The sequence below is a fragment of the Stutzerimonas kunmingensis genome (genome assembly GCF_014764705.1).
Classification (GTDB): Bacteria; Pseudomonadota; Gammaproteobacteria; order Pseudomonadales; family Pseudomonadaceae; genus Stutzerimonas.
Genome location: NZ_JACXXG010000058.1, coordinates 1 through 14,068, shown reverse-complemented (window position 1 = coordinate 14,068; position 14,068 = coordinate 1). Strand labels below are relative to the sequence as shown.

The window sequence follows — 14,068 nt, the reverse complement described above, 5'->3', positions numbered from 1 at the left end:
TCCGTGCAACCCTTTTATTTCGCTAACCTTTTGATTTACAAGAGGTTTTGCTTAAGGACTGCGCCGGAAGTGGTGCGCATTATAGGAGCCTGAAAATCAACGTCAACCGTTTATTTCAGTTTTATTCAGATAACGGCCAAGCGAGTCAAAAAGTACCGTCCGTACGAGCGATACCAGCCACAGCTTTATATAAGGATGCTCAGCAAAAAATCGCGACTCTCTCGTTTCTTCAATCCTACGCCACCAGCCATTACACTAGCCCTCTTCTCCTCAGTCATGGCTTCACATGTCCCGGCAAAGTGATGCACCGCTCGATCTGCTTTTATTTCCGACCTGGCTCGTTCCGGTGGAGCCGGCTGGCGTGGTGTTGAAGGGGCACGGTCTCGGCGTTCGAGATGGACGCATTGCGCTCATCGCTCCGCGTGCCGTAGCACTCAAGTATCAGGCGATAGAAACGCGAGAGCTCGAGGGTATGCTTCTCGCTCCAGGTCTGATCAATGCGCATGGCCATGCCGCGATGACTCTTTTTCGTGGACTTGCTGATGACCTGCCCCTGCAGCGCTGGCTTAAAGATCACATCTGGCCAGCCGAGTCGCGTTGGGTCGATGAGGATTTCGTTCGCTGTGGCACCGAGTTGGCAATCGCCGAGCAATTAAAAGGTGGGATCACCTGCTTTTCTGACATGTACTTCTATCCCAGCGTCGTCAGCGAGCTGGTACACAAGCACGGTGTGCGAGCGCAGATCACCATCCCGGTTCTTGACTTCCCGGTTCCCGACGCTCGCGATGCGGATGAAGCGCTACGCAAAGGTGTAGCGCTGTTCGACGATCTCAAGCATCACCCCCGAATCACGATCGCCTTCGGGCCTCATGCTCCTTATTCGGTTGCGGACGACAAACTTGAAAGCATTCGCGTTCTGGTAGCGGAGATGGATGCAGGCATCCATATGCACGTCCATGAAACCGCTCATGAAGTCCAGGAGGCACTGCGGAAACACGGTGAGCGGCCGCTGGCGCGACTAGCGAGATTGCAGCTGCTAGGGCCGCGTTTTCAGGCAGTGCACATGACCCAGGTCGATGATGACGATCTCGCGCTGCTCACAGAGCATAATTGCAGCGTTATTCACTGCCCAGAATCCAACCTCAAGCTCGCCAGTGGCTTCTGTCCGGTCGAGCGCCTTTGGGAAGCAGGAATCAACGTGGCGGTCGGCACGGATGGGGCGGCAAGCAATAACGACCTGGACCTACTAGGCGAAACCCGTACGGCAGCGCTGCTGGCGAAGGCCGTCGCCGGATCGGCCACGGCACTGGACGCCCATCGCGCTCTACGCATGGCCACACTGAATGGCGCCCGGGCGCTGGGCATCGATGAGCACACCGGTTCTCTAGAGGTAGGCAAGTTCGCCGATCTGGTCGCGCTGGATCTTTCCGGTCTGGCGCAACAACCGGTATACGACCCGGTATCCCAATTGATCTACTCCACCAGTAGAGACACGGTGCGACATGTATGGGTAGGCGGTAAGCAGCTGCTGGAGAGCGGCCGCCTTACGCGAATGGATGAGCAGCAAGTGATTGCGAACGCTCGCCAATGGGGCGAGAGAATTTCGAGCACCGATCAACGTTGAAGGTGTGAAACCAACCATACACAGCTTCTGCGCGACCAAATGACATACGAACCACGGCGGCTACGATGCCCCGACCTTAGCTGAAGCTGGCAACATGAGCCCTTGCAGCTCAAGCTTCTCCCTCAAGCTTTCAAACGGACCGGATCATGAGCAACGTCGACCACGCTGAAATCGCCAAATTCGAAGCCCTTGCACATCGTTGGTGGGATCGCGAAAGCGAGTTCAAGCCGCTTCACGAGATCAATCCACTGCGAGTGAACTGGATAGACGAGCATATTGCTCTGGCGGGCAAGAAGGTAATCGATATCGGTTGCGGAGGCGGCATTCTCAGCGAAGCCATGGCTCAGCGAGGCGCCCAGGTCACCGGTATAGACATGGGTGAGGCGCCGCTTTCGGTAGCGCGCTTACACCTGCTGGAATCCGGACTCGAAATCGATTATCGGCAGATCACTGCCGAAGCCATGGCCGAGGAAGCTCCCGAGCAGTTCGATGTGGTCACCTGTCTCGAAATGCTCGAGCACGTGCCGGACCCGGCGTCGGTCATCCAGGCCTGCTGTGCACTGGTCAAGCCAGGCGGGCAAGTCTTCTTCTCGACGATCAACCGCAACCCGAAAGCCTATGCATTCGCCATCATTGGCGCTGAGTACGTATTGCAACTATTGCCGCGCGGTACCCACGACTTTAAGAAGTTCATCCGCCCCTCGGAGTTGGGTGCCTGGAGCCGCGACGCGGGCCTGGCCGTCAAAGACATCATCGGCCTTACCTACAATCCGCTCACCAAGCACTACAAGCTGGCTGCGGACGTCGATGTCAACTACATGGTGCAGACCATCAAGGAGGCATGATGCGCCTGCGCGCTGTTCTGTTCGACATGGACGGTACTCTGCTCGATACCGCTCCTGACTTCATTGCCGTCGTGCAAGCCATGCGAGCCGCCCGAGGGCTGGCACCGGTTTCCGAACAACAGGTCCGTGATGTCGTGTCAGGCGGAGCGAGGGCCATGGTACTCAGCGCTTTCGAAGTCGACCCTCTATCGGCTGAGTTCGAAGAACTGCGTCTCGAGTTCCTTGCGCGGTATCAGGAGAACTGCGCGGTGCACAGTCATCTTTACGACGGCATGGCCGAACTGCTCGACGAGATCGAACGCGCGAACCTGATCTGGGGCGTAGTGACCAACAAGCCGCTGCGCTTCGCCGAACCGATCATGCATCAGCTGGGCCTGGCTTCCCGCTCCGCTGTGCTGATCTGCCCTGATCATGTCACCAAGAGCAAGCCTGATCCCGAACCCATGCTTCTGGCCTGCAGCCAGCTCGACCTTGACCCATCCGCGGTTCTGTTCGTCGGCGACGACCTGCGAGACATCGAATCAGGCCGCGCGGCAGGCAGTCGTACAGCCGCAGTGCGGTACGGCTACATTCACCCCGAAGACAACCCGGGAAACTGGGGCGCTGATGTGGTGGTAGACCACCCGCTGGAGCTCCGGCAAGTCCTGGATAGAGCACTGTGCAGTTGCTGAAACGGCGACAGCGCAAACCTTCCTAGTTTTATCGTCCGGCGAACATTCGTCCGGGGGCCACCTACCATCGATTCAAGAGGCATCCGATGTTCGACTATTCCGCCCGCCCCAACTTGCTCGCTGGGCGCACCATTCTGGTTACGGGAGCCGGCCGCGGCATCGGCGAAGCTGCCGCGAAAGCCTATGCGGCACACGGAGCAACCGTACTGCTGCTTGGCAAGAATGAAGACAACCTGAACCGGGTTTACGATGACATCGAAGCCGCGGGCCATCCTCGTCCTGCCGTTATTCCGTTCAATCTGGAAACCGCGCTGCCGCACCAGTACGACGAACTGGCCGCCATGATCGAGCGCGAGTTCGGTCATCTCGACGGCCTTTTGCATAACGCGGCGATCGTTGGTCCGCGGACGCCGCTCGAGCAGTTGTCCGGCGACAATTTCATGCGCGTGATGCAGGTGAATGTGAACGCAATGTTCATGTTGACGAGCACACTGCTGCCGCTGCTGAAGCTAGCCAAGGACGCTTCGGTGATCTTCACGTCGAGCAGTGTCGGCCGCAAGGGGCGTGCATATTGGGGCGCCTACGCTGTATCGAAGTTTGCCACCGAAGGGCTAATGCAGGTGCTGGCGGATGAACTGGATGACACCGCTGCGGTCCGCGCCAACAGCGTCAATCCGGGGGCCACTCGTACCGACATGCGCGCGAAGGCTTATCCCGGCGAGAACCCGCTGGTGAACCCGCTCCCAGAGGAAATCATGCCTGTCTATCTGTACCTGATGGGCCCGGACAGCATCGGGGTGAATGGTCAGGCGCTGGACGCGCAATAACTAAGCCTTCCAAAACAAAAACGCTGCGCAGCGGCTTCGCCCCCACTGCGCAGCGCTGGATACAACGATCAGGTGCGTTTGCTAGGCCCGAAGCCTGGACGCTGACCATCTCCGGCCGGCCTTTTACCTGGCCCCGACGGACGCCCTGCCCCGTCACTACGCTTACCACCTTTACGCGTCTCGCCCGGACGCTCAGCGACCGGCGTTCCGCGAGGCTTCTCACTACGCCCGTCGCTGGCACGCGGCTTGCGCCCGCCTTCGCTACCCCTCGGTGCCCGCGGCTTGTCCGACACAGGCACATCGGCCTCGCTTGACGAACGCAGCACCCGAGGTCGCCGCTCACCGCGGCTCAGCGGCTTCGCCACCTTACGCTGCATGCGGTCGATCTTTTCCTTGGCCTTGGCTTTCATGCTCGGCAGTGCAACCGGCTTTAGCCCGACTTCCTGGCTGAGAATGTCCACCTCGGTTTGCGACATTTCACGCCAGCGTCCCATCGGCAGATCGGAGGTCATGAAGACCGGACCGAAACGCACACGCTTCAATCGACTCACGACCAGACCCTGCGATTCCCAGAGACGGCGAACCTCGCGGTTACGGCCTTCCATCACCACGCAGTGATACCAATGGTTGAAGCCTTCACCGCCGGGCGCCTCCTGGATGTCGGTGAAGCGTGCCGGACCGTCTTCGAGCATCACGCCGGTCTTCAGCCTTTCGATCATCTCGTCGTCGACTTCCCCACGCACCCGCACCGCGTACTCGCGGTCCATCTCATAGGATGGATGCATGAGGCGGTTGGCCAGTTCGCCGTCGGTGGTGAACAGCAGCAGGCCGGTGGTGTTGATGTCGAGGCGACCGATATTGATCCACCTGCCCTCCTTCGGGCGCGGCAGACGATCAAATACCGTTGGGCGCCCTTCCGGATCGTTGCGTGTGCAGATCTCGCCGTCCGGCTTGTTGTAGATCAGTACTCGGCGGACTACTTCGCTGACTTCTTCCCGCTTGAGCAGGCGACCGTCGACTGCAATCGCATCATGAGAATCGACGCGCTGGCCCAGGCTCGCAACCGCGCCATTGACCTTGACACGGCCTTCGGAAATCCATTTTTCGACATCGCGGCGCGAAGCCATGCCCAGACGGGCCAAGACTTTCTGCAGCTTTTCGCCGTGAGTAACGTGAGTGCTTGTTTCTTCGTGCTCGGTCATCTGGGCACCTCCCGGTGTGGCAATCCGATTGAAAGGGCGCGAATCATACGCGCATCGCTGCAGCTACGCACCAACCACAGCGTAGCAGTGATCCCGACCTGCGCTGGCGAGATCACCCCAGTGCGGCCAGCGCCTGAACAGTGCGTTGCTGAATACCGGCCCAGTCGCCCGAACTGAGGCTCGCACCATCGATCATCCAGGCACCACCGACGCACATCACGTTCGCCAGGGACAGATATTGCGCGGCATTTGCTGCGTTCACGCCGCCGGTCGGGCAGAAACGCACGTCGGCAAAGGGGCCGCCGAGCGCCTTCAGCGCAGCGATGCCGCCACAGATCTCTGCCGGGAAGAGCTTGAAGCGGCGATAACCCAGCGCGTAGCCCTCCATAACATCCGATGCGCTACTGGTGCCTGGCAGCAGTGGCACCGAGCAGCTCACCCCCGCTTCCAGGATTTCCCGCGTGGAACCGGGTGTGACGATGAACTGCGCCCCTGCCGCCTCCACTTCATCCATCATGCGTCGGTCCAGAACGGTACCAGCGCCGATACAAAGATCAGGACGCTCTTCACGTAGCCGTCGAATGGCTGTCAGGCCATGACTGGATCGCAGGGTGATCTCCAGCGTACGAAGGCCGCCAGCAGCCAATGCATCAGCAAGAGGCAGGATCTGCTCGTCGCTACCGATGGTAATGACCGGCAGAATCCTCGACTCTACACAGATTCGTTCGATCAGAGCGTTCTTCTGGTCCATGGTCATGCGGAAGTCCTCGGGCCTCACGGGCACCAATAGATTTCGAGCGGGGAATGCAGGAATGCGCGAATCGGCATCTGCAGCGGATCGACATTCAGCGCCGCGCGCAGGGTTTCGAGCTTGTCTGCACCCTGGATAGCCAGGCACTGCATTCGAGCACCAGCGAGCAGCGGATAGGTCATTGTCAGACGTGCCTGCGGATCGACCGGCGCCTGCATCGGCAGGCACCGCTCCAGGCAGTCATCGCGCAACGCATGCGCCAGCTTTGGGTTGCCGGGGAACAACGAGGCCGTATGACCGTCATCTCCCATTCCCAGTATCAGCACGTCGATAGGCCGCTGCAGCTGCGCCAGGGCGTGGTCAGCGAGTGATGCGGCCTGCTCGAGGAATTCGGCCGGGTGGTACAGCCCGATCAGCCACGCCTCACGTGCCGCGTTCTGCAGCAAATGGCGCCGCACCAAGCCTTCGTTGCTGGCCAGATTGGTCGCAGGTACCCAGCGTTCGTCAGCCAGGCTGATCTGCACCTTCGACCAGTTCAATTCTCGTATCGACAGGGCTTCGAAGAATGCGATCGGACTGCGCCCACCGGATACGACGAGACTGGCAACGCCATGTGTCTGCACCGCGTAGGCCAGCGCCTTGGCCACATTGTCAGCCATCAGTTCAGCTTGCCGTTGCGGATTGGCCGAACTATGCGCCACCACACCGGTAGGAAGATCCAGTTCAGAGATCGCCATACCACGCCCTCCCATCGCGTGTGATCAGTGCAATCGAAGCGACTGGCCCCCAGGAGCCAGCGGGATAAAGCTTGAGCTCTGCGCCGAGACGATTCCAGCCCTCGATCAGCTGATCGCACCATTGCCATGCGTACTCGATTTCATCCCTGCGCACGAACAGGTTCTGGTTGCCCTGCATGACCTCGAGCAGGAGGCGCTCGTAGGCGTCTGGAATGCGCGTGCTCTTGTAGGTTTCGGAGAAGTTCAGCTGCAAGGGTCCGCTGCGCAGATGCATGCCCTTGTCCAACCCCTGCTCCTTGGTCATCACCTGCAGGGAGATGCCCTCGTCAGGCTGCAGTCGAATGATCAGGCGATTGCTGATCAGCGCTCGCTGCTCGGGCGCGAAGATGTAGAAGGGTGGCTCCTTGAAATGAATCACGATCTGCGAAAGCTTCTGCGCCATGCGTTTGCCGGTTCGCAGATAGAACGGCACGCCCGACCAGCGCCAGTTGCAGATATCGGCACGCAACGCGACGAAGGTTTTCGTACTGCTTTCGGCGTTCGAGTTCTCCTCATCCAGGTAGCCAGGCACCGAGACACCAGCAACATTGCCGGCTGCGTATTGGCCCCGCACCACCCGCTGATGAAGGGATTCGGCAGTGATCGGTGCCAGCGCCTTGAGGACCTTTACCTTTTCATCGCGGATGCTGTCCGCAGTCAGGTTGCTCGGCGGGTCCATGGCGATCAGGCAGAGCAGTTGCAGCAAATGGTTCTGAACCATGTCACGCAGTTGTCCGGCCTGGTCGAAATAACCCCAGCGTCCTTCGATGCCGACCGTTTCGGCCACTGTGATTTCTACATGGGAGATATGGTGCTGGTCCCACTGCGTCTCGAACAGGCTGTTGGCGAAGCGTAGCGCGATGAGGTTCTGTACCGTTTCCTTGCCGAGATAGTGGTCGATGCGATAGATGCGGCTCTCGGGAAAGTGCTCGGCGACCGCATCGTTGATGACACGCGAAGAAGCCAAGTCATGACCGATGGGCTTTTCCAGAACGACGCGCGCCTGCTCGGCGAGCCCTGCCGTAGCCAGGAACCTGCAGATATCACCGTAGACCGCCGCGGGCGTCGCGAAATAGGCGATCAGGGGCTGCTCGGCCGGCACGCAGTCACGCAGCGCCATGTAATCCTCAGCTCGACGAAAATCCATCGCCAGATATTGAAGCCGGGCGCTGAAGCGACTGAGGGCCTGCTCATCGAGCTCGCCCTTGGGAACCCGCGTACGCAATGCTTGCTCGATTCGCGCCTTGTGCGTGGCCGGCTCGCCGCTCTCACGCGATAGCGCCAGTATCTGGGTATCGGCATGTAGCAGGCCGGCGCGATCCAACTGATACAGCGCGGGAAACAGCTTGCGCAACGCAAGGTCGCCCAGGGCACCGAACAACGCGAATGTGATGGGTTCTACCGTAATGCCTGGCATGATCCGTCCGCTTGAATGCAGGGTTCAATGACGTGCAGCGCGAGCACGACGATGATCGGTCAACGATAGCGAGGATATCGCGCTCCTCGCCTTCCGATCAGACGCCACATGCTACAGACCACTCAGCGGCTCAAATGCTCAGCAGTCGACGGGGAAATCCCAAGGTTGCCCGTGCCCACAGGAACAGCGCAAACACCTGAGCGCGACAGCTCGGTCGTTAAAGGGCACGGAGCTGAGTCAGCTTCCCGCGACGCGTGCACGGAACAGGGCCTGATGCTTACGGCACTGCTGCGCCGCAAGCAGGAAGACACCATGCCCCCCGCGCGAGAACTCCAGCCAGGTGAAATCCACTTCGGGATAAAGGGCCTGGACATGAACCTGACTATTTCCCACTTCGACGATCAGGATGCCATCGTCAGTGAGGTGATCCGCGGCCTCGGCGAGCATACGCCGCACCAGATCCAGTCCGTCTTCACCGCATGCCAGGCCAAGAGCCGGCTCGTGATGAAACTCAGCCGGCATGTCGTCGAAATCTTCGGCATCGACATATGGAGGATTGGAAACGATCAGATCGAAACGTTGATTTGGCAGCCCGTCGAAGCCATCGCTCTGCACGGTATAAACCCGCTCTTCGAGTCCGTGATGCTCGATGTTTTGGTTGGCGACCTCGATCGCATCGAACGACAGGTCAGCGAGCACCACCTCGGCCTTGAGAAACTCGTAAGCGCATGCGATGCCGATGCAGCCCGACCCCGCGCACAGATCGAGAATCCGCTTGGGCGTGCCAGGCAGCCAGGGTTCGAAGCGGTGCTCGATCAGCTCACCAATCGGCGAACGTGGGATCAGCACGCGCTCGTCGACGATGAAGGGCAAGCCGCAGAACCAGGCTTGCCCGAGGAGATAAGCGGTCGGCACGCGTTCCTCAATACGGCGACGCAGCAGTTCCTGTAAATGCTCGCACTCGTCGAGCTCGAGACGGCAATCCAGATAGCTGTCAGCCATTTCCCATGGCAGGTGCAGCGCACCCAGCACCAACTGGCGCGCGTCATCCCAGGCATTGTCGGTGCCATGGCCGAAGAACAACTGCTCCGCCTGAAACTGGCTGACGGCCCAGCGGATATGGTCACGCAGCGTACGCAAGCGGGAGAGCGAAGCGGTCACAAGGGCATCTCCTGTAAAAAGGGCGCGAGTGTAGCAGGCATATGAAAACCCGAGCCATGTCTGCTAAGCCACGCGAGCAAGGCTCTCGAGCCATCCACTTGGGCTGTAAATACTCAATTCGTTTCAACACTAGGCGTGCCACCGGCATTACCCTTCGGCTCGCGATTGAGACTCGATATCTCCGACATATCGTGCGCCCATGCAGTTCGACCGAGCAGTCAGCACAACGACCAGCGAAACATGAGCCGGACGGTTCACATCGGCGCATTCTGGCGCCACAATCAGCCCCCTCACAGCACAAGGAGCCGAAAATGACCAAGCCACAGACCATGCTTCAGCTCAGTGGCCGCAGCTACAACCCGGCGACGCTGACGAATGCCACCTTGCTGGTCATCGATGTGCAGGAAGAGTACCGCAGTGGTGTTCTTGCCCTGCCTGCCCTGGATCGGGCACTTCCGGAAATCACCCGTCTACTAGCAGCTGCGCGCGAAGCTGGCGCGCCGATCGTGCACGTGCATCACCTAGGTATCAGCGGTGGTCTTTTCGATCCGCAGGGCTTCCGTGGACAGATCATGCCGGAAGCAGCACCGCTGCCCGGCGAGGCAGTGGTTGCCAAACGCCTGCCGAACGCTTTCTCCGGCACCGAACTCCACGAACTGCTGCAGAAGCTGGGTCGCCTGGATTTGATCGTTTGCGGTTTCATGACCCACTCCAGCATCAGTACAACGGTTCGCGCCGCCAAGGATTACGGCTATCGCTGCACACTGGTGGACAGCGCCTGTGCCACACGCAATCTGCCGATGGGCGAAGGCAGCATCGATGCCGAACAGGTGCACCGCATCGAGATGACCATTCTTGCCGACAACTTTGCCGTTTGCGTGCAAGACGCTGCGGCGCTGGCGCGCTGAATACCCACGATCCGAACGCCGAACGAGCTGGCAGCCTTTCCAGACACGCTCTGCATGATGCAAGCAAAAGTACGCCTGGATGGAAGCTCGTCCGCTAGGCGCTGTGGCTGGGGTAAACTGCCATCCTGTTTGGAGGCCCCATGCAAGACGACGACTTCTCTCTCTTCCAATCGGCTGTGCGCGGCGTCAAGCCGATCAAGCACGACCGCGCCGAAACCGGCAAAGTGCGCAGCAATCGCGAACAGATCGCGACTCGCCGCAGCAACGCCACCGTCAGCAACGAAACCACGCGCGTCGACGGATTATCGGATCAGTTCGTCATCGACGTAGGTGCCGAGGACGAGCTTTATTGGGCCCGCGACGGGGTTCAGGACAGCCAGGTCCGCAAGCTCAAAGCCGGACAGATCCCATTCGAGGGAAGTCTCGACCTGCATGGCATGAGCGTCGAGAAAGCCCGGGAGCTGTTATGGGACTTCATCGCCGAAGCGACGCGGCTCGAAGTGCGCTGCGTCCGCGTGACCCATGGCAAGGCGGCAAGGCTCGACGGCAAGCGGCCACTGATCAAGAGCCACGTCAACACCTGGTTGCGGCAGCATCCGCAAGTGCTCGGCTTCACCTCCTGCCTGCCACGTCATGGCGGCACCGGCGCCATTTACGTGATGCTCAAACGCACCATGCTTGAAGGCCGGGACGAATGAGCCGAGGCCAGCGTCTCGCTCGCCATACTTGCCAGCCGAGCGGCGGCCCCCTACCCTTCGCGTTCGCGACCCCATGAAGCCTGACAGGTAGCTCAATGTCCCTGGAACAACACTACACCGCGATCCTCGGCCAACTCGGCGAGGACGTTAGCCGCGAAGGTCTGCTCGACACGCCCAAGCGCGCCGCCAAAGCCATGCAGTACCTGTGCAAGGGCTATCAGCAAACCCTTGAGGAAGTCACCAACAGCGCGCTGTTCACGTCAGATAACAGCGAGATGGTGCTGGTCAAGAATATCGAGCTGTACTCGCTGTGCGAGCATCACATGCTGCCTTTCATCGGCAAGGCACACGTTGCGTATCTTCCCAATGGCAAGGTACTCGGCCTGTCGAAGGTCGCTCGCATTGTGGATATGTATGCGCGCCGCCTGCAGATTCAGGAAAACCTGACCCGTGAAATCGCCGAGGCGATGCAGCAGGTTACCGGCGCATCAGGCGTTGCAGTGGTCATCGAAGCCCAGCACATGTGCATGATGATGCGCGGCGTGGAGAAGCAGAACTCGTCAATGGTTACATCGGTGATGCTGGGTCAGTTCCGCGATAACGCCGCGACCCGTAGCGAGTTTCTCGGCTTGGTGAAATAGCACCGAGCCCACAGTAAAACAGGGCCTTGCGGCCCTGTTTTTCGTTCAATCGTACATGCCTACATGCCGCGGATGACTGGCGACACGCTGCAGCCATCGGCGAATTGCGGGATAGCCTTCGAGGCTGAACCCTCCCTCTTCAGCCACATGCGTGTAGGCATACAGCGCAACGTCGGCAATCGAGTAATGCTCACCCACCAGGTAGGGCGTGCGTAGCAACTGCTGCTCCATAACGTTCAACGCATGGTAGCCATCGAGCTGCTTGGCTTCGTACTCCTCACGGCGATCCTCGGGCATGCCGAGATACACCTTGATATAGCGGGCGACAGCCAGGAACGGCTCATGGCTGTACTGCTCGAAGAACTGCCACTGCAGCACCTGGGTACGCAGCCGCGGGTCCGCTGGCAGAAACTCGCTGCCGTCGGCCAGATAGTTGAGGATGGCGTTGGACTCCCACAGGCAGGCGCCATCCTCCAACTCAAGAACCGGAATCTTGCCATTCGGGTTCTTCTTGAGAAACTCCTCGGAGCGGGACTCACCACGAAGGATATTGATCGGAATCCATTCGTACGACTGGTCCAGCAGGTGCAGCATCAGCTTGACCTTGTAGCAATTACCCGACCGGTAATCACCATAGACTTTCAACATGCTCCCTCCCATCGACCCACAACGCAGGTCAGCGATATCTCAGGCGGCTTCCAGCGCTTTACCTTCGCGGATGACCTGCGCCAGACGACGCACCCCTTCTTCCATTCTCTCAGCAGCCACATGGCTGAAGTTCAGCCGCAGATAACCAGGATTAGCGTCCGGGTCCACGAAAAAGGGCTCACCAGGCATGAACACCACATCATTGGCGAGCGCTCGATCAAGCAGGGTTCGCGTATCCAGCGGCTGCTTCAGCGTCAGCCAGAAGAACAGCCCTCCCTGCGGCAGCTGCCAGGTCGCGAGATCACCGAAGTGCTCGCTGAGCGCAGCCTGCATGGCATCACGACGAACGCGATAGAAATCGCGAAGCTCCGCCAGATGCGCCTGATACCGCTCGCTACCCAGCCACTGCAGCGCCTGCCACTGCCCAATGCGGTTGGTATGTAGATCAGCCGACTGCTTCAGTCGTAGCAAATAAGGGAACAGATCCGGCGAGGCGATCAGATACCCCACCCGCAAGCCAGGCAGCAGCGTCTTGGAAACCGTACCGGTGTAGATCCAGCTAGCACGTTTCAGACGCGAGACGATCGGCTTGGCACTGCCCTGATCGAATACCAGCTCACGATATGGCTCGTCCTCGAGCAGCGTCACGCCAAACTCATCCAGCAATGCAGCGACAGCATCACGCTTGGCTTCGCTGTAGCGAACGGCGGATGGATTCTGGAACGTAGGAATCAGATAGGCGAAAGCAGGCACGTGCTGCTCCAGCGTGGCGCGCAGGGCAGCCAGATCCGGACCATCGGCCTGCTGGGGAACTGCCAGACATTCAGCTCCGAACAATTGAAAGGATTGCAGCGCGGCGAGATAGGTTGGCGCCTCGACCAGCACCTCTGTCCCCGAGTCGATAAACAGCTTCGACGCGAGATCCAGCGTCTGCTGCGAGCCACTGACGATCAACACCTGACTGGCTTCGCAAGGCACGCCAAGCGCCCGCGCCTGGGCGGCAATAAGTTCACGGAGAGCGGGCTCGCCTTCGCTCATACCATACTGCCCCATGCTTGCGGGCAGTTCTGCCCAATCCACGATCGGCAGCATCGCCTCAGCCGGCAACCCGCCAGCGAAGGACATCACTTCCGGGCGCTGGGCTGCAGCGAGGACTTCACGAATCAGAGAGCTTTTAAGGCGAGTAATACGTTCGGAGAAGGCCATTTCCATACCAGATGCGAGGCGCTGCAAAATAAGTCAAACTTCTTGACCGAAATTACGCCTCTCACGATAAATACGTCAATATGCCTGACCTAAAAAAAAGCGCAGTGCAGCGCCAAATCATGGAGAGTTTCTTTCTCGGCTATCAGGCCTTCACGGCCAAGCCTGACGAAATGCTCGCCCGCCGCGGCCTGTCCCGTGTGCACCACCGCATTCTTTTCTTTATCGCCAGCTACCCGGACCTGAGCGTTAAGGAGTTGCTGAGCTATCTCGGTGTCTCCAAGCAGGCACTGAATACACCGCTACGCCAGTTGATCGAAATGCACTTGGTGGAGAGCCTGACTGCAGAGGATGACAAGCGAAAGCGCATGCTGCGCTTTACCGCAGAGGGGGCGAAGCTGGAACAGGCCTTGCGCAGAGAACAGGTCCGTCTGCTTCAAAGGGCTTTCGATGATGTAGGTGAACAAGCGGTAGATGGCTGGCTCGCGGTCAACCAAGCGCTCGCTATGGAGAAAGCCAGAGGCTAGCAGCCCTCAAGAGGCGGGCCGCTTCACCACGCCGGAATCGCGGGATCGGGTAGGAGGCGGCCTCACGGCCGCCGTCCTCCCACACCACCGTGCGTACGGTTCCGTACACGGCGGTTCAGGCCATGCGGTTAAGCCGATTGATCGTATCCAGTATCGAGACCAGTCCAAG

Annotated in this window: 15 protein-coding genes; 8 read left to right on the top strand and 7 right to left on the bottom strand. The window is 59.6% G+C overall.

Translation table 11 applies throughout. The annotated features are described in order from the left end of the window. Positions 1 to 286 precede the first annotated feature (286 nt). From IEG05_RS22375 to IEG05_RS22360, 4 genes are all read left to right on the top strand, one after another. On the top strand, positions 287 to 1,624 hold the full coding sequence (locus IEG05_RS22375) for a TRZ/ATZ family hydrolase (protein WP_191122752.1): 1,338 nt from the start codon (positions 287 to 289) through the stop codon (positions 1,622 to 1,624). Between the two features lie 146 nt (positions 1,625 to 1,770). Then, positions 1,771 to 2,469, top strand: a complete 699-nt coding sequence (gene ubiG / locus IEG05_RS22370; RefSeq protein WP_023444774.1) for a bifunctional 2-polyprenyl-6-hydroxyphenol methylase/3-demethylubiquinol 3-O-methyltransferase UbiG — start codon at positions 1,771 to 1,773, stop codon at positions 2,467 to 2,469. Beyond that, complete coding sequence (gene mupP / locus IEG05_RS22365) at positions 2,469 to 3,140, top strand: N-acetylmuramic acid 6-phosphate phosphatase MupP (RefSeq protein WP_014820631.1); 672 nt, start codon at positions 2,469 to 2,471, stop codon at positions 3,138 to 3,140. The genes ubiG and mupP overlap by 1 nt, the downstream gene beginning before the upstream one ends. Before the next feature lie 86 nt (positions 3,141 to 3,226). After that, a complete protein-coding gene (locus tag IEG05_RS22360) occupies positions 3,227 to 3,967 on the top strand; it encodes a YciK family oxidoreductase (protein ID WP_191122751.1) in 741 nt (246 codons plus the stop codon). A gap of 68 nt (positions 3,968 to 4,035) precedes the next feature. Here the strand turns inward: IEG05_RS22360 and rluB are convergent, their stop codons facing one another. The 5 genes from rluB to prmB form a co-directional block, all read right to left on the bottom strand. Continuing rightward, on the bottom strand, positions 4,036 to 5,169 hold the full coding sequence (gene rluB, locus IEG05_RS22355; protein WP_191122750.1) for a 23S rRNA pseudouridine(2605) synthase RluB: 1,134 nt from the start codon (positions 5,167 to 5,169) through the stop codon (positions 4,036 to 4,038). A 112-nt stretch (positions 5,170 to 5,281) separates the two neighbouring features. Continuing rightward, positions 5,282 to 5,926 carry a bifunctional 4-hydroxy-2-oxoglutarate aldolase/2-dehydro-3-deoxy-phosphogluconate aldolase gene (locus IEG05_RS22350; RefSeq protein WP_191122749.1) on the bottom strand — a complete coding sequence of 215 codons (645 nt, stop codon included), beginning with the start codon at positions 5,924 to 5,926 and terminating at the stop codon, positions 5,282 to 5,284. Positions 5,927 to 5,943: 17 nt separating this feature from the next. Next, on the bottom strand, positions 5,944 to 6,657 hold the full coding sequence (pgl, locus tag IEG05_RS22345; RefSeq protein WP_191122748.1) for a 6-phosphogluconolactonase: 714 nt from the start codon (positions 6,655 to 6,657) through the stop codon (positions 5,944 to 5,946). Continuing rightward, entirely contained in the window at positions 6,644 to 8,113 is a 1,470-nt protein-coding gene (gene zwf, locus IEG05_RS22340; RefSeq protein ID WP_191122747.1) for a glucose-6-phosphate dehydrogenase, read from the bottom strand. The genes pgl and zwf overlap by 14 nt, the downstream gene beginning before the upstream one ends. 237 nt (positions 8,114 to 8,350) lie before the next feature. After that, entirely contained in the window at positions 8,351 to 9,274 is a 924-nt protein-coding gene (gene prmB / locus IEG05_RS22335; protein WP_191122746.1) for a 50S ribosomal protein L3 N(5)-glutamine methyltransferase, read from the bottom strand. A gap of 311 nt (positions 9,275 to 9,585) precedes the next feature. On the opposite strand from prmB, the gene IEG05_RS22330 reads away from it, so the two are divergent. From IEG05_RS22330 to folE, 3 genes are all read left to right on the top strand, one after another. After that, positions 9,586 to 10,182, top strand: a complete 597-nt coding sequence (locus tag IEG05_RS22330) for a cysteine hydrolase family protein (RefSeq protein WP_014820638.1) — start codon at positions 9,586 to 9,588, stop codon at positions 10,180 to 10,182. A gap of 140 nt (positions 10,183 to 10,322) precedes the next feature. Further along, entirely contained in the window at positions 10,323 to 10,880 is a 558-nt protein-coding gene (locus IEG05_RS22325) for a Smr/MutS family protein (RefSeq protein ID WP_014820639.1), read from the top strand. Between the two features lie 95 nt (positions 10,881 to 10,975). Then, positions 10,976 to 11,521 carry a GTP cyclohydrolase I FolE gene (gene folE / locus IEG05_RS22320; protein WP_191122745.1) on the top strand — a complete coding sequence of 182 codons (546 nt, stop codon included), beginning with the start codon at positions 10,976 to 10,978 and terminating at the stop codon, positions 11,519 to 11,521. Between the two features lie 45 nt (positions 11,522 to 11,566). Here folE and IEG05_RS22315 read toward each other — a convergent pair whose 3' ends face one another. Further along, positions 11,567 to 12,169, bottom strand: coding sequence for a glutathione S-transferase family protein (locus IEG05_RS22315; protein ID WP_023444766.1), 603 nt, complete (start codon positions 12,167 to 12,169; stop codon positions 11,567 to 11,569). Between the two features lie 39 nt (positions 12,170 to 12,208). Then, the gene (locus tag IEG05_RS22310; protein ID WP_191122744.1) at positions 12,209 to 13,375 is read right to left on the bottom strand and encodes an aminotransferase-like domain-containing protein; all 1,167 of its coding nucleotides are present in this window, start codon (positions 13,373 to 13,375) and stop codon (positions 12,209 to 12,211) included. Positions 13,376 to 13,455: 80 nt separating this feature from the next. Here IEG05_RS22310 and IEG05_RS22305 point away from each other — a divergent pair, with 80 nt between their 5' ends. Beyond that, positions 13,456 to 13,899 (top strand): MarR family winged helix-turn-helix transcriptional regulator, encoded by a 444-nt coding sequence (locus IEG05_RS22305; RefSeq protein ID WP_003282582.1) that lies wholly within the window; start codon positions 13,456 to 13,458, stop codon positions 13,897 to 13,899. The last annotated feature ends 169 nt before the right edge of the window (positions 13,900 to 14,068 follow it).

What these genes read in the sequence shown, in the direction of transcription:
- IEG05_RS22375 (WP_191122752.1), top strand. Translation starts at nt 287, where the DNA reads ATGTCCCGGCAAAGTGATGCACCGCTCGATCTGCTTTTATTTCCGACC.
- ubiG (WP_023444774.1), top strand. Translation starts at nt 1,771, where the DNA reads ATGAGCAACGTCGACCACGCTGAAATCGCCAAATTCGAAGCCCTTGCA.
- mupP (WP_014820631.1), top strand. Translation starts at nt 2,469, where the DNA reads ATGCGCCTGCGCGCTGTTCTGTTCGACATGGACGGTACTCTGCTCGAT.
- IEG05_RS22360 (WP_191122751.1), top strand. Translation starts at nt 3,227, where the DNA reads ATGTTCGACTATTCCGCCCGCCCCAACTTGCTCGCTGGGCGCACCATT.
- rluB (WP_191122750.1), bottom strand. Translation starts at nt 5,169, where the DNA reads ATGACCGAGCACGAAGAAACAAGCACTCACGTTACTCACGGCGAAAAG.
- IEG05_RS22350 (WP_191122749.1), bottom strand. Translation starts at nt 5,926, where the DNA reads ATGACCATGGACCAGAAGAACGCTCTGATCGAACGAATCTGTGTAGAG.
- pgl (WP_191122748.1), bottom strand. Translation starts at nt 6,657, where the DNA reads ATGGCGATCTCTGAACTGGATCTTCCTACCGGTGTGGTGGCGCATAGT.
- zwf (WP_191122747.1), bottom strand. Translation starts at nt 8,113, where the DNA reads ATGCCAGGCATTACGGTAGAACCCATCACATTCGCGTTGTTCGGTGCC.
- IEG05_RS22330 (WP_014820638.1), top strand. Translation starts at nt 9,586, where the DNA reads ATGACCAAGCCACAGACCATGCTTCAGCTCAGTGGCCGCAGCTACAAC.
- IEG05_RS22325 (WP_014820639.1), top strand. Translation starts at nt 10,323, where the DNA reads ATGCAAGACGACGACTTCTCTCTCTTCCAATCGGCTGTGCGCGGCGTC.
- folE (WP_191122745.1), top strand. Translation starts at nt 10,976, where the DNA reads ATGTCCCTGGAACAACACTACACCGCGATCCTCGGCCAACTCGGCGAG.
- IEG05_RS22315 (WP_023444766.1), bottom strand. Translation starts at nt 12,169, where the DNA reads ATGTTGAAAGTCTATGGTGATTACCGGTCGGGTAATTGCTACAAGGTC.
- IEG05_RS22310 (WP_191122744.1), bottom strand. Translation starts at nt 13,375, where the DNA reads ATGGCCTTCTCCGAACGTATTACTCGCCTTAAAAGCTCTCTGATTCGT.
- IEG05_RS22305 (WP_003282582.1), top strand. Translation starts at nt 13,456, where the DNA reads ATGCCTGACCTAAAAAAAAGCGCAGTGCAGCGCCAAATCATGGAGAGT.